Raw genomic sequence first — 18,428 nt, forward strand, 5'->3', positions numbered from 1 at the left:
TATCCTCTCCGACATGGCGAACGACAGCGGACCACCTGAACTCGTGTTGTTCGACCTGGGCGGTGTGCTGTGTCGATTCGAGCCTGACCGTCGCGCCGCAGAACTGGCTGCGGCCATCGGCGTCACGGAAGACGAGATTCATGCCCTCGTGTTCGCGTCCGGGTTCGACCAGGAATGCGATCTCGGCATTCACTCCGAAACCGCGATCCTGGAACGCTTTCGACGACTCGGGTTTCCTGGTGACCGCGACGAGCTACGCCGAGCCTGGGCCAAGGCCTTCATCCCGGACCGCGCGGTCATCGATCTCGCAATCGCGCTTCGAAGCGAGGGGGTCGTGGTCGCCACACTCTCCGACAACGGACCTGTTCTCTTGGCCGCCATCGAGAGTGTCGTAACTCCATCGGCAATCGACGAGCATGTTTTCTCCTGCATGCTCGGAGCTACCAAACCCGAACCTGCGGCCTTCCTGGCTGCGCTGGAGTTGCTCGATGCGCGTCCACAGCAGACCTTCTTCGTCGACGACAACCCGGTGAACGTCCTCAGCGCTCGACGGCTGGGAATTCGCGGCGAACAAGCAAACAAGGCGGCAGACGTCGAATCGGCACTTCGATCGGTGGGTCTGCTGCGAGCGCACTAGGTCAGACAAAAACAAGATCAGACCACAACAAGAAAGCCCCCCACCCGATTTCTCAGGTGAGGGGCTTTGCTGCTCCCCCGGCTGGACTCGAACCAGCAACCGTCCGATTAACAGTCGGAAGCTCTGCCAATTGAGCTACAGGGGATTGTCTTGCTCGCTTCGCCCGTTCCGGCGTTGCCTGAGAAACTGTAGCGAATCCTTCACCGAAGTACCAAATCGCCTGCCCAGCGAGTCATCAGGCAGGATGGAGTCAGGACGATCGGTGCTGGAGGGAAGCAGGAATGATGCGTTTGTTGATCGGTGTTGCAGCTGGGTACGTCCTGGGAACCAAAGCGGGCCGCGCACGATACGAGCAGATCAGCCGGGCCGCGAAGGCGGTGGCCACCAGTCCGGCCACCAAGAAGGTGTTGGACGCGTCACGGCAGAAGCTGGCCGACTCACTGAGTACTCAGCCCAAGCTCGAGCCGATGAAGGCGATCAACGAGGAGACTACGATTCTGGTCCCCCACGACCAGTTGAAGAAAAACCGCTAGGTCAGACGCTTTGGTCGCCGACAGCCTGCTCACGCAGCTGTCGGCGATACTGCTCCAGCGCCACTAGGTCGCCGAACAGTGAGTTGTACTCCTCGGGGGCTGCAGCAGGTGAAACGCGCTGAAGCTTGGATTTGAGGTCGGCAACCTGCTCGCCCACCCACGCTTCCTGCAGTCGTGCGAGCACTCCGTTGATGTAGCGCGGAACCGTGTCTTCGTCACACGGCATCGGTTCGACGGCCAGCTCAGATACAACCGAGGCCACCGTCATGTCTTCGACGCCCTTGGTGACGACTTCGATCCACTCGGCGCCGCCGAGTCCCTTGCTCGTTCCACCGGCGTCAGCCATTGCCTGTCTGATGACAACGTAGGCGGGGTGGGTGAACGTCTCGGGCGGCAACGAGTCGAAGACACTGCCGGCGATGCCAGGGTGCTGCAATGCGGCCTTGAGGACAGCTCGCTGCGTCGAGAGCGCGGGATCGTTGGGCCGGGGCCTGGAGATTCCGATCGGCAGCGCAAGCGCATCGGCAGCAGGTTGGTCGACAACCTGACGACGCTTGGGCGCCGGTGACGATCCGCGCGTCGACGCCCGTTTGCGAGCTTCGTCACGCACGCGTCGTCGAACCGACGGAAGATCGTCCCAACCGACCCATCCGCACAACAGATTCGCGTAGCTGTCGCGCAGAGTTGATTCCTTGATCTGCGCAACGACGGGCACGGTACGACGCAGTGCCTCGACGCGACCTTCAGCGGTCTCCAGATCGTGTTCGGTGAGGATGGACTTCACCACGAACTCGAACATCGGAGTGCGCCGTGCCACGAGGTCGCGAACGGCGGCGTCACCAGACTTCAGTCGCAGATCGCACGGGTCCATTCCGTCGGGCGCGACGGCGACGAACGTCTGCCCGGCCATCTTTTGATCACCCTCGAACGCCTTCATCGCAGCGGCCTGCCCCGCGGCATCACCGTCGAAGGTGTAGATGATTTCACCGCGAAAGTAGCTGTCGTCCATCAGGAGTCGGCGGAGCATCGCAAGGTGCTCCTCACCGAAGGCGGTTCCGCACGAAGCGACGGCGGTCTTGACGCCGGCCAAATGCATCGCCATGACGTCGGTGTAACCCTCGACGACTACCGCCTGGTGCCCCTTGGCGATGTCGCGCTTGGCGAGGTCCAAGCCGAACAAGACCTGAGACTTCTTGTAGAGAATCGTTTCCGGCGTGTTGACGTACTTACCCGGCATGGTGTCGTCGTCGAAGAGCTTGCGGGCACCGAAGCCGATGACGTCACCGGCGACGCTGCGGATCGGCCACAGAAGTCGGCGATGGAACCGGTCGATCGGACCTCGCCGGCCTTCTTTGGACAGCCCGGCTGCTTCTAGTTCTTTGAACTCGAAACCTTTGGACATCAAGTATTTTGTGAGAGTGTCCCAACCTTCTGGCGCGTATCCACACCCGAACTGCAGGGCCGCTGCACCGTCGAAGTTTCTCTCGGTGAGGTAGTCGCGAGCCGCCTGGGCATCGGGTTCGCGCAGACGAGCGGCGTAGAACTCCTGAGCCGCCGCGTTTGCTGCGATCAAGCGTGCACGGGTGCCGCGATCGCGCTGAACGGACGGTCCGCCGCCCTCGTACGAAATCGTGTAGCTGAGTCGATCCGCCAACTGCTCGACGGCCTCTACGAAGCTGATGTGATCCATCTTCTGCAGGAACGAGTACACGTCACCACCCTCACCGCAGCCGAAGCAGTGGTAGAGGCCGTGGTTGGGTCGCACATGGAACGACGGCGACTTCTCGTCGTGAAAGGGACACAGACCTTTGATCGAATCGCCACCGGCACGCTTGAGTGAAACGTATTCACCGACGATGTCCTCGATGCGAGTGCGTTCGCGAATGGCCGCGATGTCTCTGTCAGAAATTCGGCCCGCCACGTACATCAGTCTAGGCGGTCCCCCGGCACCTCCTGACAACGATATGTTGATTGCACCGCAGCGATGGGACCGACGATGACTGAAAACGCCTCGAGCGCGCACGAATGGCGATCAGGAACCCGATTCGGCGTGTACGAGTTGCGTAGCCTCCTCGGCCGAGGCGGAATGGGTGAAGTGTACGAGGCGTACGACACCTCGAAGGATCGCCTGGTCGCACTCAAGTTGCTCCATCGAGAGCTTGCGGCCGACCCGTCATTCCAAGCTCGTTTCCGCCGAGAATCTCGCGCCACCGCCGCCCTGAACGAACCGCACGTGATCCCGGTGCATGACTGGGGCGAAATCGACGGAGTCCTCTTCATCGACATGCGTTTGGTCGAAGGCCGCACATTGCGAGCCGAGTTGACCGAATTCGGCCGACTCACGCCTGCACGAGCCGTCGACATCGTCTCGCAAATCGCGTCGGCGTTGGACGCCGCCCATGCCCGCGGGCTCATCCATCGTGACGTCAAACCAGACAACATCATTCTCACGAACAACGGCTTCGCCTACCTCGTCGACTTCGGAATCGCATACTCACAGACGGACACGAAGATCACCACCGAGGGAAGCGCAGTCGGTTCGTATGCATACATGGCGCCGGAGCGGTTCGGAATCGAAACGCCGACGGCCGCAGCGGATGTCTATTCCCTGGCTTGTGTCCTCTACCAATCACTCACCGGAACAACACCTTTCAACACCACAAGCATCGAGCATCTGGTCAATTCGCACCTGAACGCTCCGCCGCCACGCCCCACACTGGCGGTTCCGTCGCTCCCGCAAGGCCTTGACGCCATCGTGGCTCGCGGCATGGCAAAGGATCCCGCACACCGCTATCCGACTACGGGAGCGCTCGCACTCCAAGCGCGGCAGGCCCTCTCTACGACCCACACCCCCGGTGCCGCCGGCGGATTGCAACCCACGATCGTCGGGCAGCCCACCTACACCACGGCGAATCCCGCTCACGGGAACTACACGCACATCGTGACAAAGACCAAGCGAAACCGAGCACCGATCGCGATCGGTGCGGCTGGAATTGCACTCGTTCTGGCCGCAGGAGGCACAGCGGCCTGGGTGACGCTGGGGAATTCGGGCCCCGAATCACCAACCGCTGTAGCAGCTTCCACCGCCACGTCGGCACTGGCACCCATTCAGGATCCGGTCAGAACGCCGATGCTCGAGCCGCTACCCACCGCCGGACAGCAGGCAACCACGACCACGCGGGCGCCGAACTCCGCCACGAAGAACGGCGATCTCGGGGTGAGCAAGCCGATCACCGTCCCCTCATGCAAAGGAACCGGAATCGTGGTGTTGGCCAATGCCACCGATCCGGCAACCTACGCCAGCGAGATCCAGAACTACCTCGACGCGTTCCCCGGCTCGAAATACCTACGCACAGACCAGTCCTGCCCGTCACTGCGTCAAGTCTCCGATTCGGGGACGGCGATCTACACGGTGTATCGCGAATCCGGGAACACCGAGTCGAAGATCTGCAAGGACGTTCGCGCAGCAGGTGGCGACGCTTACGGCAAGTGGCTCGATACCACTACCGACCCGTCGACGCGGATGACCTGCTGAGGGCGTAAGTGGCTCAGCCCCAACTGGCCTGCGCGCCCAGGCTTGCCTTGTCCACCCGCTCCAGCCGACTTTCCGTGTACGACGCGATCTGATCCACCACCACGCGGACCCGAGCACCGTCGTCCGCGGCGCGCTCCCATGCGGGCAGCAAGATCGGATCGAGCCCGGCGGGCGCCGTGGCCAACAACCATTCCGCGACGCGATGAACACGATCACGTTGCCGATCCTGACGCGCCTTGTGCCCGGCGTCGGACATCACGTAGTAGAGCGCCACGGTCTTGAGCAACGCGACCTCGGATGCGACGGCCTCGGGTATGTCGAGGTCGGCTTGATAGCGCGAGAGGGGTCGGTTGCCGTTTGTGAGCCGAGTGCTGGCGATCGCGGCCGTGGCGAAGCGTCCCACCAATTCACTTGTCAGGTTCTTCAACGCGACGGAACTTCCCAGCGTCCCGTCGAAACTTCCGACTCCGCGTACGACGGGGAGTTCGGACAACCGCTGAGCGGCTTCGATCAGATCGTCGACTACCAAGCCGCGGAACTCGGAGGCCCCCAGTTCTGCCAGTGCGCGCTGCTCGGACGGATCAGCAAGCGAGCGAAGGTCGATCCGGCCTGCGATCACCCCGTCCTCCACGTCGTGCACGGAATAGGCGATGTCGTCGGCCCAGTCCATGACCTGAGCTTCCAGGCATTGCCGACGCTCGGGCGCACCCTCGCGAACCCAGGCGAGCACCTCTGCGTCGTCGTCATATGCGCCGAACTTCGCGCCGGGCTCAGGGCGGGTCCAGGGGTACTTGATGGCCGCGTCGAGTGACGCCCTGGTGAGATTGAGGCCGGCGCTCAGACCGTCGGGGCGCAGGATCTTCGGTTCGAGGCTGGTCAGGATCCGCAGATTCTGTGCATTGCCTTCGAAACCTCCGCAGTCCTTGGCGACTTCGTCGAGGGCCTTCTCGCCGTTGTGACCGTACGGTGGGTGCCCGATGTCGTGCGCGAGACCGGCGAGGTCCACCAGGTCCGGATCGCAACCGAGTCCGTCGGCGATCCCTCGCCCGATCTGTGCGACCTCCATCGAGTGTGTCAACCGCGTACGAGGCGTGTCTCCGTCGCGCAGGCCGACAACCTGGGTCTTGTCGGCCAGCCGCCGCAAAGCCGCGGAGTGTTGGACACGCGCCCGATCTCGCGAGAAGTCCGAACGATGCTGCGCCGCTGCGATCTGCGAACCCGGCAACCCCGCTCGCTTCGGCGCCTCGACGACACGACGTTCGAGGTCGCGTTCGGAGTAGGTGCCGCCTCCGTAGGTGGTGTGAGCTGTCATGGTCTCTATTGCCCTGCCGTGTAGGGGAAGTCTGCCGAGAAGTGCGTGAGCTGATACCAGAGCAGCGCGCCGGTTTCGCGAGCGATTCCGTGCAACTGGGATTCGCGGGTGAAGACAGCCGGGCCCTGACGAGTAGGTGCGGTCCACGCCTGGAGTCCTGTGTCGCGGGCCATCGTCCGCGTTCGCAAGGAGTGCCACGGGTCACTGACCAGGACAGCGGAATTGATTCCCTGCGAGGACATCTCGGCGCTCACCGCGTCGATACTGAGCAGTGTGTCCGAACCGGTCTCCACCGCGGTGATCGCACTCGAAGGAATTCCGCGATCGGTCAGATACATCTTTCCCGACGCCGCTTCGGTGTACTCGTCACCTTCTTGTTTGCCGCCGACAGTGATGATCTGCGGCGCCACTCCGCGCTTGTACAGCTTGTACGCCTGCTCGAGTCGGGCCTCGAAGACGGACGACGGAGTGCCGGAATACTGAGCCGCGCCCAGAACGACTATCGCGTCGGCCGGCCGCGTGTCGTCGATGCGCGCCACCTGCCACACCCGGAACGCAGTACCCCCGACCAGAACCACGGCCATCAACACGGCACCGGCGATCAGTCGGCGCGTCCAGCGAGCCAATCCTGCCCCGAAGCCGCCCGCCCGTGAGGGTGATGGGTCGTGGGGGCGGTTACCGAAAGCAGGTTTCACTCCCGCAATTCTGCCAGTTCGCGGCGATCACCTCCGATGCCGACGCGCCACAACGGATAGATTTGCGTCATGGCCCTCGCACCACACTTCGCGCAGTTGTCCTCGGTAGAGCAGAGTCGGACAACCACCCGACCCGTTCGGCGTCGGGGAAGCGCCGCCGCCGTCGCTGCGATTTTCGCTCTGCTGGCGCTCGTCTTCAGTCCTGCGCTCGCCTCGGCGGACGCACCGATGGTGTTGCCGAATCACATCACCGACACCTCCGGGGTCCTCGATTCCGGGCAACGCAGCGACATACAAGCCGCGATCGATCAACTCGGCGAGGACCACCAGATCGATCTGTGGGTCGCGTTCGTCCCCGATTTCAACAACCTGGGTGGCCAGGCGTGGGCACAGCAGACAGCCACGAAGTCGACGCTGAGCACGAAGTCCGTCCTGCTTGCAGTTGCCACGGCAGAGCGTGCTTACTACCTCGACGTCCCGGCCGAGCTGCGCAACATCACGGATTCCGACATCGAATCGATCAATACCGACGCGGTGGAACCGGCTCTCGCCGAGGATGATTGGACCGGCGCGGCGATTGCCGCGGCCGGCGCACTCGGCGACGCGAACAACACGAGCGGCGGAATGGGAGTCGGAACACTCCTCATCGCGGGCGGCGCTGTGGTGGTCGGGACGGGCGGCGTGGTCCTGTACTCACGTAAGCGCAAGAACGACAAGAACAAGGCAAGCGTCGAAGCCGCGAAGAACATCTCCCCCGACGACATCGCCAGCCTCAACGCACTCCCGCTGCCGACGCTCGACGAACGCGCGAAGGAGATCCTCGTCGAGACGGACAACGCGATCGCCGGCAGCCAGGAGGAACTCGATCTGGCCCGCAGCGAGTTCGGAGATTCCGCCGTCGCACCCTTCTCGGCAGCATTCGACAAGGCCAAGGCCACCCTCGCCGAAGCCTTCGCGATCAGGCAGCGACTCGACGACGCCATCCCGGAAACTCCCGATCAACGCCGACAGATGCTGATCGACATCATTTCCTCGTGCGGTCGAGCCGACCAAGAACTCGAAGCTCGCGTCGAGGAGTTCGACGGGCTTCGCGACCTTCTCATCAACGCCCCCGCACGTCTCGATGCGTTGACGCAGAGTGTTGTTTCTCTCAGCGTGCGCTTGCCCGAATCCGAGGCGATTCTGACCAAATTGAAGGATCAATTCCCCGCGCCGACGCTGGCATCAGTCGTGAACAACGTCACGATGGCGAGTGAACGCCTGACGCTCGCCGAGAAGTCGATCGAGGAAGGCCGCGATGCCACCGCGCTGCCGGCCGGTAAGCAAGGCGCTGCCGTCACTGCGATTCGCACGGCCGAAGCCGCCCTCGATCAGGCACGCAAGCTACTCGACGGCGTCGATCACGCCGCCGACGACATCCGAAACGCCATCGCGACACTTCCGTCCGCGATGGACGACGTCCAACAGGGCATCACCGCTGCGGACGCTTACCTGGCGCAAGGCGGGCAGAAGTTGGCGGACGCGAAGGCCGCAGCCCAGGCAGCGTTGGCGAATGCTCAGACGTCGAAGGACAGCGATCCGCTGACAGCCTTCAACCAGATCGTCGCAGCCGACGCCCAACTCGACGCGCTTCTTGCCGACGCTCAGGAGCAGAAGCAGCAGCTCGAACGTGCACAGCAGCGCCTCGCCCAGGACATTCTGGCCGCACAGGCTCAGGTGACCGCTGCAGGCGACTTCCTCGGAACCAGGCGCGGCGCGATCGGGGCGGAGGCGCGCACTCGCTACGCCGAGGCTCAGCGGCACCTGCAGGCGGCCCAGCAATTGCAGGCCTCGGATCCGTCGAAGGCACTGCAACACGCCCAGGCCGCGACCACCTTGGCGACGCACTCACTTCGCGCCGCGCAGAACGACGTCAACACCTGGGAAGCAAACCAACGACCCCGCGGTGGCGGCGGCGATGCGACGGGAGCGATCCTCGGCGGCATCCTGATCAACAGCATTCTGCGAGGTGGCGGAGGGCCCCGCTCGTACGGCGGACCGAGCAGCAGCGGACGCTCCGGTCGCGGTGGCGGCGGCGGTGGTTTCGGCGGCGGGGGCGGCGGCCGAACCAGTCGAGGCGGCGGCGGCCGGTTCTGACGGATCCCGTCGAGGTAGTAAAATCCCTACTTTGTTCACGACCGCACTCGTCGTACGCTTCATCCGGCAAGTCGGGATCACAGATCATACGAAGGTGTTATGGAAAGCGTCGCCCCGCAGATAACCGTCGTTGTACCTACATACAACGAGCGTGAGAACCTGCCAAAGCTCGTCGATCGCCTCGCCGCGTTGAAGATCCCGAACCTGCACGTCCTCGTGGTGGATGACAACTCCCCCGACGGAACGGGCGAGGTTGCGGACAAGTTGGGTATCGACGGTCCCATCCCGGTCGGAGTGCTTCACCGCACGGTCAAGGACGGACTCGGCCGTGCTTACGTCGCGGGCATGAGCCGGGCTCTGGCAGAGAACGCAGACATCGTCATTCAGATGGACGCAGATCTCTCGCACCCGTCCGAAGCGATCCCCGCCATGATCGAGATCCTCACCACTACCGACGCGGCAGTCGTTCTCGGCTCCCGCTACGTCGAAGGCGGCGCAGTCGCCGGCGACTGGCCGTGGCACCGCAAGGCCTTGTCCGCCTGGGCGAACTTCTACGTCAACGCTATTCTGCGACTGCACGTCAAGGATGCGACCGCCGGCTTCAAGGCGTGGCATGCAAAGACCTTGCGCGACATCGACGTCGAATCGGTGCAGAGCAACGGCTACGCGTTCCAGGTCGAGATGAACTACCGAGTTGTTCAGCGCGGCATGAAGATCGCCGAAACGCCCATCCGCTTCGAGGAGCGCACCGAAGGCGTCTCCAAGATGAGTCTCTCGGTTCAGTTGGAGTCTGCACTGGTGCCGTGGAAGCTCAAGTTCGGCAAGAAGTCCCTGTGACCTCGGCGGCCGATCGAAAGTAGTCGGCCGTCTGCGTGTCCGACGGGTAGAACGATTCGATCGCAATCTCTGCGAGCGTGACGTCGCGCGGCGTACCGAACACGGTGGTGGTGCTGAACATCGCCAGTTCGGTATCGTCGACGCGTACACGCAACGGAACCAGCAGGGAATTCGCGCGGTCGTCGTGCCAGTCTCCGCCGCTCGGATAGGCGCGCAGCTCGTCGAGCAACGACGACAGCTGCGCATCCGCACTGACCTCCACTTCCCGAGCCAGCCTTGTGAGCAGGTGGGCCCGCCACTGCGCGAGGTTCACGATCCGCGGCGCCATGCCCTCGGGATGCAAGCTCAGACGCAATACGTTCACCGGTGGTTCCAGGAGGAAATCAGCGGCGCCCGCGGTCAAAATTCCCACGGCCTGGTTCCCGGCGACCATCTCCCACTGCTGATCGACCACCACGGCCGGATACGGGTCATGCGCGTCGATGATGCGATCGATGGCCTCACTCACCGCTGACATCGGCGCTTCTGCTAACGACTTCTGCGAGTACTCCGGCGCGTGGCCACTTGCCAGCAGAAGCGTGTTCTGTTGTCGTAGAGGAACATCCAGACATTCGGACAGGTGAAGAATCATGTCCCGGCTCGGCTTGGAGCGGCCGGTTTCGATGAAGCTCAGATGCCTGGTCGACACTCCTGCCGCCGCCGAGAGTCCCAACTGAGTGAGCCTTCGCCGCTCCCGCCACCGCTTGAGTTCGGAGCCCACGTCCATCGTCTCGAAGGTCATTCTTTCAAGTTAGCGACCCGAGGTAGCCGAGGCCATGACCTCAGAGGTAATCGACCCGAAGCAGTTTCGGAGGAACAGTGGTCTCAGCCGGCGAGGCCGCCGGACATTCACCACCGGAAACTGATCAAGGGAGCGACCATGAGCGACTTCGACGCAATCGCCGACGCCTACATCGACATGTGGAACGAAACCGATACCACCGCCCGTAAAGCACGGATCGAGCAATTGTTCGCACCCGGCGGTCGCTACACCGATCCGCTCGCGGACGTCACCGGACACGATCAGATCGACGCGATGATCAACGCTGTGCAGCAACAATTTCCGGGCATGCACTTCACCCTCGTCGGACCGGTGGACGCGCATCACCGACAGGCTCGATTCGGTTGGGCTCTCGGCCCGTCGGGGGCCGAGTCACTGATCGACGGATTCGACGTACTCGAACGCGACGACGACGGCCGGGTGACGCTTGTCCTCGGGTTCCTCGACAAGGTGCCTTCGGCCTGAATCGGGACTACCACCGACAGCGTTCGTCACGAAGGCTGTCGGTGGTTCGTGGCATCATCGGTGCCGATGAACGCCGACGGATTTACCTGGTCCACACCGATTCCCGAGTCCGAGGGTGCTGAGTACGGCGCTCACACGTTGACCGTCAACGGCCTTCCCACCGTCTATCGAACCGCCAAGACGACGCCGACCAAGCTCGGTCAGTTCGTCACACTGTGGCGCCGTTCCGAAGCCGGGCCCATCCGCCCCTTCGACATCGGCGACCGCGTGATGCTGTTCGTGGTGAAGGTATACGACGAAGAGCATTCGGGGCACTTCGTCTTTCCCGTCGAAACCCTCGTCGAACACGACATCGTCTCGACGAACTTCTCCGGTGGTAAGCGCGCTGTCCGGGTCTATGCGCCCTGGGTTACGCCGACCAGCGCGCAAGCAGTCAGAACTCAGCGCTGGCAGATCCGGCATTTCGGCGAGTTCCCTGATGTACTCAGCTCGACTGTGTTCAGCTCAACTGCGTTCAGCTCAACTGATACGTCGCGATGATGACGCCTGTTGTCGTAGGGACGCTGTCGGTGAGGGTGAACTGAGCGAGCGCAGCTCCGTCGGGGAACAATCTGCGCCCGGTTCCGAGAACCAGCGGATGTATCAGCAGAGTGTAGGTGTCGACGAGACGTCGCGCGGCCAAGGACGTGATCAAGTCGCCGCTGCCCAGAATCACCAGATCCGGGCCCTCACTTTCCTTGAGCGTGGCGACCGCGTCGGCGGCATCACCTTTCAACAAGGTCGAGTTCTTCCACGGCAGCGGTTCACCCAAAGTCCTTGACGCTACGTACTTCTGCGTGTTGTCGAGCACCTCGGTAAACGGATTGTCGGTCTGAAACGGCCAGTACGAGGCGAAGTTTTCGTAGGTTTTGCGTCCGAACAGCAACGCCGATTTCTTCGCCATCCCCTCCCCCATCTTCTGCGCCATGACGGAATCGTTGAAGGGTGCTGCCCACCCACCGTGCTCGAATCCGCCACGACGGTCCTCGTCCGGCCCACCAGGTGCCTGCATGACACCGTCGAGAGTCACGCTGTTGGTCACGCTGAGTTTTCTCATAACTCCGATCCTGCGCCTGAAGGACCATCGGGGAAAGAGAAAACGGGCGGTCCTTCTCGATTGAGAAGGACCGCCCGTCAGCTTCGAACGAGAATCAGGAGCCGATCAGCCGTGCGGCCAGGTAGCTTTCCACCTGATCGAGGGCGACGCGTTCCTGCGCCATAGAGTCACGCTCACGCACCGTCACAGCCTGGTCTTCAAGAGTGTCGAAGTCGACCGTGATGCAGAACGGTGTGCCGATCTCGTCCTGGCGACGGTAACGACGACCGATGGCGCCGGCGTCGTCGAACTCGACGTTCCAATTCTGACGCAGCTGCGCTGCAAGATCTTTGGCCTTCGGCGTCAGGTCCACGTTACGCGAGAGCGGCAGAACGGCAGCCTTGACGGGAGCGAGTCGACGATCCAGGCGGAGCACTGTTCGCTTGTCGACGCCGCCCTTGGAGTTGGGCGCCTCGTCCTCGGTGTAGGCGTCGACCAGGAAGGCCATCAGCGAACGCGTGAGACCGGCCGCCGGCTCGATGACGTACGGCGTGTACCGCTCGCCCGTCGTCTGGTCGTAGTAGTTCAGCTCGGTGCCCGAGTGCTTGGAGTGCGTCGAGAGATCGAAGTCGGTACGGTTCGCGATACCTTCGAGCTCGCCCCATTCGCTGCCCTGGAAGTGGAAGCGGTACTCGATGTCGGTCGTGCCCTTCGAGTAGTGCGAAAGCTTTTCCGGCGCATGCTCGTACAGACGCAGGTTGTCCTTGTTGATACCGAGGCCGGTGTACCAGTCAAGGCGGTAGTCGATCCAGTACTGATGCCACTGCTCGTCCTCGCCCGGCTTGACGAAGAATTCCATCTCCATCTGCTCGAACTCGCGGGTGCGGAAGATGAAGTTGCCGGGGGTGATCTCGTTGCGGAAGCTCTTGCCGATCTGACCGATGCCGAACGGCGGCTTCTTACGCGAGGTGGTCAGCACGTTGGCGAAGTTCACGAAGATGCCCTGTGCGGTCTCGGGGCGCAGGTAGTGCATGCCCTCTTCGCTCTCGACAGGGCCGAGGTACGTCTTGAGCATCATGTTGAAGTCGCGCGGCTCGGTCCACTGGCCGACGGTGCCGCAGTCGGGGCAACCGATGACATCCATCGAGACGTCGTCCGGGTTGTCGAGCTTCTTCTTCTCCGCGTACGCCTCCTGCAGGTGATCCTGACGGTGACGCTTGTGACAGTTGAGGCACTCGACGAGCGGGTCGTTGAAGACACCGACGTGACCGGACGCGACCCACACCTCGCGGGGCAGAATCACCGACGAGTCGAGGCCGACGACGTCCTCGCGGCTGGTGACCATGTTGCGCCACCACTGGCGCTTGATGTTCTCCTTGAGCTCGACACCCAATGGGCCGTAGTCCCATGCGGACTTGGTACCGCCGTAGATCTCACCGCACGGGTAGACCAGGCCTCGCCGCTTGGCGAGATTGACAACGGCTTCGATCTTGGACTTGGGTGCCACTCGATTGCTCTCCATCTGGGTAATAGATGCATGATTTTCGTGCGCTTTTCGCACCATCAGCCTATCTGGCGGCTGCCACGCACTTCCGTCCAAGGTTGACATGCATACTTGTGCATATCAAAATGAAAGTGATTTGCAATAATGTGGTGAGATGGCTATGCCCGGACATCATGATCTACCCCTCGAAGGAGCCTCGCTGTGAGCATTGCGGATACCGGCGATCTCCACAAAAGCCATGATCATTCCGACCTCGGACACACGCACGACCCGTTCGAAGCCGCACCGCCCGCGCCCGTGCCGCCCAAGGAAACCCTGGCGGCAGCCGGCGAAATTCTGCGGGCGCTCGCTGCACCCGTTCGGATCGCGATCGTGCTTCAGTTGCACGAGTCGGAGCGTTGCGTTCACGAACTCGTCGGAGCTCTCGGTGTCACTCAGCCACTCATCAGCCAGCATCTGCGCGTACTCAAAGCAGCGGGCGTCGTCCGCGGCGAGCGCAACGGACGAGAAGTTCTCTATCGACTCGTCGACGATCACCTTGCACACATCGTCGTCGACGCTGTCGCCCACGCCGAAGAAGGATGAGATTCCACCGCATGAACACCCCGGGCAGTACGACCTCGAAACGTGGACCGGCCACAGTCGGCGTTCGTTCCACGAAACAGCGCAGCGCCATCTCTGCCTTGCTCGACGACATCGACGAATTCAAGTCGGCACAGGAATTGCACGACGAACTGCGCAAGCGAGGTGAAGGCATCGGCCTGACCACCGTCTACCGCACGCTGCAGGCACTCTCCGACGCCGGAACCATCGACGTCCTACGCACCGACACAGGTGAGTCCGTCTACCGACGCTGCTCCTCCGGGCACCACCATCACCTGGTGTGCCGCAACTGCGGATTCACCGTCGAGGTCGAGGGCCCGACGGTCGAGCAGTGGTCACAGACCATCGCCGAGGACAACGGTTTCACCGAAGTGAGTCACACCGTCGAGATCTTCGGCACCTGCCGCGACTGCGCCGCCGCCTGAGAGCGTCAGGGAATCAAACCCTGCCGGGCGGTATCGGCACCGGTGAGCGCCAGTAGCAACATCGTGGTCAGTGCCTCGTCGTCCAGTCCGGCGGCAGGGAACGTGTAACGCAGGATGACGTCCGCCAGACTGCCGTGGCCGAACACCGCGATGGAGCCGAATTGGATGGTGCGATTCCGCTCGGCCACCTTGCGATGCAGTGCCGCGCTCACCGGTCGGTCCCATGCGAGAACGCACGTCATGGACAGCACGTCCAGACCCTCGGACAGATTCATCGCCTGGATGGAACACAGCGCGCCGGAGTATTGGAAACCCAGTGATCCGTCGGCAGCAACATCGACCGTCACGAAATGCGCCAGCGAGGCGGCCGCGCGTTCTTGTAGGCGGGCTGCTTCGTCGGTGGTGTCGGTCATGTTCTCCCCTGTCATTTGACGCCACCGAATCTACGGTCGCGTGAGGCGTACTCGACGCAGGCGGCCCAAAGGTCGCGGCGGTCGAAATCGGGAAACAGCTTCTCCTGGTACACCATTTCGGCGTAGGCGGATTGCCAGATCAAGAAATTGGACGTCCGCTGTTCCCCCGACGGACGCAGGAAGAGGTCGACGTCGGGCATGTCGGGTTCGTCGAGGTACTTGGCAACCGTCGCCTCGGTGATCTTGTCCGGATTGATCTCACCGGCCGCGACACGCTTCGCGATTTCCTTTACCGCATCGGCAATTTCGGCCCGGCCGCCGTAGTTCACACACATGGTCAAGTTCATGACGGTGTTGTTCTTGGTCAGTTCTTCGGCGATCTCGAGTTCCTTGATCACGCTGGCCCACAGGCGCGGCTTACGACCGGCCCACCGAACACGCACACCCATTTCGTTCATCTCGTCGCGTCGGCGGCGGATGACATCACGGTTGAAGCCCATCAGGAATCGAACCTCGTCGGGACTCCGCTTCCAGTTCTCGGTGGAGAAGGCGTAAGCGGAGAGCCACTCGACACCCATCTCGATGCACCCGCAGACGGTGTCCATCAGGACAGCTTCGCCGCGTTCGTGCCCGGCGGTTCGGGGCAGACCGCGCTCCTGCGCCCATCGTCCGTTGCCGTCCATCACCAAAGCGACGTGGCGCGGGATCAGTTCGGTTTGCAGGATCGGCGGGGTTGCCCCGGACGGATGTGGGTCCGGTGGTCGGATCACCCGGTCAGCAGCAGAATCAAGCGGAGTTCGCGGTTCGCGTCGTCGAATCACGTGTTCCATCCTGCCTCACGGGCAAGTCGACCTCGACGGCTGCATGCGGCCTCGAACGCTCGATCAGCGGCAACGTCCGCAATTGGCGCTCGAGATGCCACTGCAGGTGTGCCGCGACCAGTCCGCTGGCTTGCGTCCGCAGCGTCGCGGGCGCCGAATCGGTACCCTCCCACTCCCCTCGGAGCAGGGCTTCCATCAAGTCGAGCACTCCGGGCGACGGCGTCGCAGCACCCGCCGGGCGGCAATAGGTACACACGGCTCCGCCTGCGGCGACATGAAAGGCCCGGTGCGGTCCAGGAGCACTGCAGCGGGCGCACTCTTCGAGGGCAGGCGCCCAACCCGCATAGCCCATGGCTCTCAACAAGAACGCGTCGAGCACGAACTCGACCGGTCGTGCCTGCTCGGCAATCGCACGCAGCGCTCCCACCGTCAATCGCTGAAGCTGCGGGGCCGGCGCGCGTTCCTCGCCGGCCAACCGCTCGGCAGTTTCGAGTACGGCGCAGGCCGTGGTGTACCGGCTGTAGTCGTCGACGATGTCGGTGGCGAATGCGTCGACCGTCTGCACCTGAGTGATGATGTCGAGATTCTTGCCCGGAAGTAGTTGCACGTCGATGTGAGCAAACGGTTCGAGTCTGGCACCGAATTTGGAGGTGGTTCGGCGGACACCTTTGGCCACGGCACGTACCAACCCGAACTGACGGGTGAGCAACGTGACGATGTGGTCGGCTTCGCCCAGTTTGTGCAGGCGCAGCACCACTGCCGTGTCTCGATACAACCTCACTCGACCAGTGTCCCACGTTGTACCGACGACCGATCCCGATGCCGCGCCCGATGACAAGTCGGAAACACGGCAGGTCCGTCCGGATAGACTGGCGCGATGCCGAGCGACGCAATTGCGCAACCTGTCACTGCAGAGTTGACCGGTCGCGAAGCGCGGTGGGAGCGACACAACTCCGAGCGTCAGAAACGGATACTCACCTCGGCGGTCGAACTGATCGAAGAGCGTGCGGCAGGTTCCGAGGTGTCCGTCCAGCAGATCGCCGATCGTGCCGGCCTCGCCAAGTCGGTGGTGTACCGCCAATTCAGCGGCCGAGACGACCTCGATCGACGAGTCCGAGCGTTTGTGCTCGGACAATTTGCGGCGGCCCTGGACGCGTCGATGAGCATTTCGGTAGGCACTCTCGACCAGATCCTGACCCGAACCATCAGCGCCGTCGCCGAGTGGATCACCGAGCATCCGCGGATTCACGAGTTCATGGGTACCGGCCCCACCGACTACGACGACGAGAGCATCGACGCGATCAGCAGTCTGAAGGCCACAATCGCCGACTCCGCCCTCACCACTATCACCGAAGTCGGTCGATCCGTGGGGATCGACTCCTCACCCTTCGATTCACTACCGTTCGCAGTGGTGACAATGGTCGAGGGCACGCTCACCCACTGGGTCCGAAGCACCGATCCGAAACCGAGCCGCGAAGAGATCGTCGCCGACCTCGCGAAATACACCTGGTACATGTTCGACGGCGTTGCCCGCTCGAGCGGACTACAGATCGATCCCCATGTCGAATTGTCCACGCTCATAGCCGAGCTGGTGTCCTCCGACGGAGGAACTTCGCGGCCGGACTAGATCCGGGTCTTGTCGGAACGCTTCGGCTCGCCGCGGTAGCGGGCGTAGTCGCCGTCGATGCGCAGCTTTCGCCACGCACGCTTCGACACCGGATTCATCAATCCGAGTTCGTCTGCCAGGGCTCGCATTTCGCCGAAGTAGTTACCCAGGATGCGGCGTGAATGCGGGCTCCCCCAGAAGGCGCTCTTCATCACCTCGTCCGGGATTCCGAATTCTTCGGCGAATTCCTTTGGCGGTGACATGATTTCACCCGCAAGCCAACGCATCGCGCCGGGGAAGGCGACCGATGTGATGGCTCGACTCGTACGACTGAGTCTGGGGACGTGATTGCGCAGGAACTCGTGAGCAAACGAGATGTGTCTCGCTTCTTCGGCGATGTGAATCTCCATGGTGCGGAGCATCGCCGGCGGCGTGTCCTTACCCTCACGGATGAGATCCTTCTGGAAGTGGTCGATCGGTTCTTCACCAGCCAGAATGCCGATGAAGAAGATGACCGGGAACTTTGCTCCCAGCACTCCGATGATCGGCGACAGCCGCCGGAACATCGGACGCATACCCGGCACGTCGATGTCCATGCGATTGACGAGTTCCTGGAACATCTGGATGTGATTGCACTCTTCGGTCATCTCGTGCAGGCAGTAACGGAACTCAGGCGACTGGTTGGGTAGCGCCATGATGTATTGCAGCATTCCCCGGATCAAGATGCTCTCGAAGGCCGAACCCACCTTGGTCACGTTCGCCTGACGCCACATTCCCATGGCGATTCGACGCTCCAACGACTGATCCTGGTACCACTGCGTCGCCCCGAGGGGGTCCGACACGGACGAGAGCACCCATCTCGGATCATGCGGATCGATCGCGAACTCTGGTGAATCCCAGTCGATGTCGAGATAGGGATCGAAACTGCGGGCAACTGAGCCCTCGGACAAAGTCTGCAGTACCTGGTGGTACGGCTTTTCCACTTCGATCGACGCTGACCGAGCCATCGGT

20 protein-coding genes and 1 tRNA gene are annotated in these 18,428 nt (G+C 62.6%); 10 read left to right on the top strand and 11 right to left on the bottom strand.

Annotated features, from left to right (window positions below):
• Positions 1–13 precede the first annotated feature (13 nt).
• The gene (locus ATN38_RS12915) at positions 14–637 is read left to right on the top strand and encodes an HAD-IA family hydrolase (RefSeq protein WP_223304513.1); all 624 of its coding nucleotides are present in this window, start codon (positions 14–16) and stop codon (positions 635–637) included.
• Between the two features lie 72 nt (positions 638–709).
• Here ATN38_RS12915 and ATN38_RS12920 read toward each other — a convergent pair.
• Positions 710–782, bottom strand: a tRNA-Asn gene (locus ATN38_RS12920).
• 136 nt (positions 783–918) lie between these two features.
• Here ATN38_RS12920 and ATN38_RS12925 point away from each other — a divergent pair.
• Positions 919–1,170, top strand: coding sequence for a hypothetical protein (locus ATN38_RS12925; RefSeq protein ID WP_218748083.1), 252 nt, complete (start codon positions 919–921; stop codon positions 1,168–1,170).
• A 1-nt stretch (position 1,171) separates the two neighbouring features.
• On the opposite strand, the gene dnaG is transcribed toward ATN38_RS12925, so the two are convergent.
• Entirely contained in the window at positions 1,172–3,091 is a 1,920-nt protein-coding gene (gene dnaG, locus ATN38_RS12930; protein WP_007731115.1) for a DNA primase, read from the bottom strand.
• A 75-nt stretch (positions 3,092–3,166) separates the two neighbouring features.
• Here dnaG and ATN38_RS12935 point away from each other — a divergent pair, with 75 nt between their 5' ends.
• Positions 3,167–4,705, top strand: coding sequence for a serine/threonine-protein kinase (locus tag ATN38_RS12935; RefSeq protein ID WP_374104618.1), 1,539 nt, complete (start codon positions 3,167–3,169; stop codon positions 4,703–4,705).
• A 13-nt stretch (positions 4,706–4,718) separates the two neighbouring features.
• Here ATN38_RS12935 and ATN38_RS12940 read toward each other — a convergent pair whose 3' ends face one another.
• On the bottom strand, positions 4,719–6,017 hold the full coding sequence (locus ATN38_RS12940; RefSeq protein WP_218748085.1) for a deoxyguanosinetriphosphate triphosphohydrolase: 1,299 nt from the start codon (positions 6,015–6,017) through the stop codon (positions 4,719–4,721).
• Positions 6,018–6,022: 5 nt separating this feature from the next.
• Positions 6,023–6,601, bottom strand: a complete 579-nt coding sequence (locus tag ATN38_RS12945; protein WP_128638009.1) for a YdcF family protein — start codon at positions 6,599–6,601, stop codon at positions 6,023–6,025.
• Positions 6,602–6,781: 180 nt separating this feature from the next.
• Here ATN38_RS12945 and ATN38_RS12950 point away from each other — a divergent pair, with 180 nt between their 5' ends.
• Together ATN38_RS12950 and ATN38_RS12955 are read left to right on the top strand one after the other, a co-directional pair.
• Positions 6,782–8,848: a TPM domain-containing protein gene (locus ATN38_RS12950; RefSeq protein ID WP_065456300.1), complete on the top strand. Its 2,067-nt coding sequence runs from the start codon at positions 6,782–6,784 to the stop codon at positions 8,846–8,848.
• 99 nt (positions 8,849–8,947) lie between these two features.
• Positions 8,948–9,685, top strand: a complete 738-nt coding sequence (locus ATN38_RS12955; protein WP_003944487.1) for a polyprenol monophosphomannose synthase — start codon at positions 8,948–8,950, stop codon at positions 9,683–9,685.
• Here ATN38_RS12955 and ATN38_RS12960 read toward each other — a convergent pair.
• Positions 9,660–10,466, bottom strand: a complete 807-nt coding sequence (locus ATN38_RS12960) for a helix-turn-helix domain-containing protein (protein WP_030536593.1) — start codon at positions 10,464–10,466, stop codon at positions 9,660–9,662. The genes ATN38_RS12955 and ATN38_RS12960 overlap by 26 nt on opposite strands.
• Before the next feature lie 138 nt (positions 10,467–10,604).
• Here ATN38_RS12960 and ATN38_RS12965 point away from each other — a divergent pair, with 138 nt between their 5' ends.
• A complete protein-coding gene (locus ATN38_RS12965; RefSeq protein WP_054187670.1) occupies positions 10,605–10,970 on the top strand; it encodes a nuclear transport factor 2 family protein in 366 nt (121 codons plus the stop codon).
• Positions 10,971–11,018: 48 nt separating this feature from the next.
• Positions 11,019–11,510 carry a MepB family protein gene (locus ATN38_RS12970; RefSeq protein ID WP_054827648.1) on the top strand — a complete coding sequence of 164 codons (492 nt, stop codon included), beginning with the start codon at positions 11,019–11,021 and terminating at the stop codon, positions 11,508–11,510.
• Here the strand turns inward: ATN38_RS12970 and ATN38_RS12975 are convergent.
• Together ATN38_RS12975 and ATN38_RS12980 are read right to left on the bottom strand one after the other, a co-directional pair.
• A complete protein-coding gene (locus ATN38_RS12975) occupies positions 11,485–12,066 on the bottom strand; it encodes a dihydrofolate reductase family protein (protein WP_030536596.1) in 582 nt (193 codons plus the stop codon). The genes ATN38_RS12970 and ATN38_RS12975 overlap by 26 nt on opposite strands.
• Before the next feature lie 94 nt (positions 12,067–12,160).
• On the bottom strand, positions 12,161–13,552 hold the full coding sequence (locus ATN38_RS12980; protein ID WP_218748086.1) for a glycine--tRNA ligase: 1,392 nt from the start codon (positions 13,550–13,552) through the stop codon (positions 12,161–12,163).
• Positions 13,553–13,750: 198 nt separating this feature from the next.
• Between ATN38_RS12980 and ATN38_RS12985 the strand changes: the two genes are divergently transcribed.
• Positions 13,751–14,134, top strand: coding sequence for a metalloregulator ArsR/SmtB family transcription factor (locus tag ATN38_RS12985; RefSeq protein WP_003944457.1), 384 nt, complete (start codon positions 13,751–13,753; stop codon positions 14,132–14,134).
• Positions 14,135–14,145: 11 nt separating this feature from the next.
• On the top strand, positions 14,146–14,577 hold the full coding sequence (locus ATN38_RS12990; protein ID WP_003944514.1) for a Fur family transcriptional regulator: 432 nt from the start codon (positions 14,146–14,148) through the stop codon (positions 14,575–14,577).
• Between the two features lie 5 nt (positions 14,578–14,582).
• Here the strand turns inward: ATN38_RS12990 and ATN38_RS12995 are convergent, their stop codons facing one another.
• Genes ATN38_RS12995 through recO form a run of 3 tightly spaced genes read right to left on the bottom strand, consistent with a single transcriptional unit; the run spans position 14,583 to position 16,592 of the window.
• Positions 14,583–15,005 (bottom strand): YbjN domain-containing protein, encoded by a 423-nt coding sequence (locus ATN38_RS12995; RefSeq protein WP_019749000.1) that lies wholly within the window; start codon positions 15,003–15,005, stop codon positions 14,583–14,585.
• A complete protein-coding gene (locus ATN38_RS13000) occupies positions 15,002–15,820 on the bottom strand; it encodes an isoprenyl transferase (protein WP_003944543.1) in 819 nt (272 codons plus the stop codon). The genes ATN38_RS12995 and ATN38_RS13000 overlap by 4 nt, the downstream gene beginning before the upstream one ends.
• Positions 15,777–16,592 (bottom strand): DNA repair protein RecO, encoded by an 816-nt coding sequence (gene recO / locus ATN38_RS13005; RefSeq protein ID WP_029255636.1) that lies wholly within the window; start codon positions 16,590–16,592, stop codon positions 15,777–15,779. Before recO ends, ATN38_RS13000 begins: the two co-directional genes overlap by 44 nt.
• 96 nt (positions 16,593–16,688) lie before the next feature.
• Here recO and ATN38_RS13010 point away from each other — a divergent pair, with 96 nt between their 5' ends.
• Positions 16,689–17,438: a TetR/AcrR family transcriptional regulator gene (locus ATN38_RS13010; RefSeq protein WP_058227196.1), complete on the top strand. Its 750-nt coding sequence runs from the start codon at positions 16,689–16,691 to the stop codon at positions 17,436–17,438.
• On the opposite strand, the gene ATN38_RS13015 is transcribed toward ATN38_RS13010, so the two are convergent.
• On the bottom strand, positions 17,435–18,424 hold the full coding sequence (locus tag ATN38_RS13015; RefSeq protein WP_003944493.1) for a diiron oxygenase: 990 nt from the start codon (positions 18,422–18,424) through the stop codon (positions 17,435–17,437). The two genes, ATN38_RS13010 and ATN38_RS13015, sit on opposite strands and share 4 nt — an antisense overlap.
• Between the last annotated feature and the right edge of the window lie 4 nt (positions 18,425–18,428).

Origin of the sequence: Rhodococcus sp. FH8 (assembly GCF_019266085.1) — a bacterium.
In the GTDB taxonomy this organism is placed as follows: domain Bacteria; phylum Actinomycetota; class Actinomycetes; order Mycobacteriales; family Mycobacteriaceae; genus Rhodococcus_F; species Rhodococcus_F qingshengii.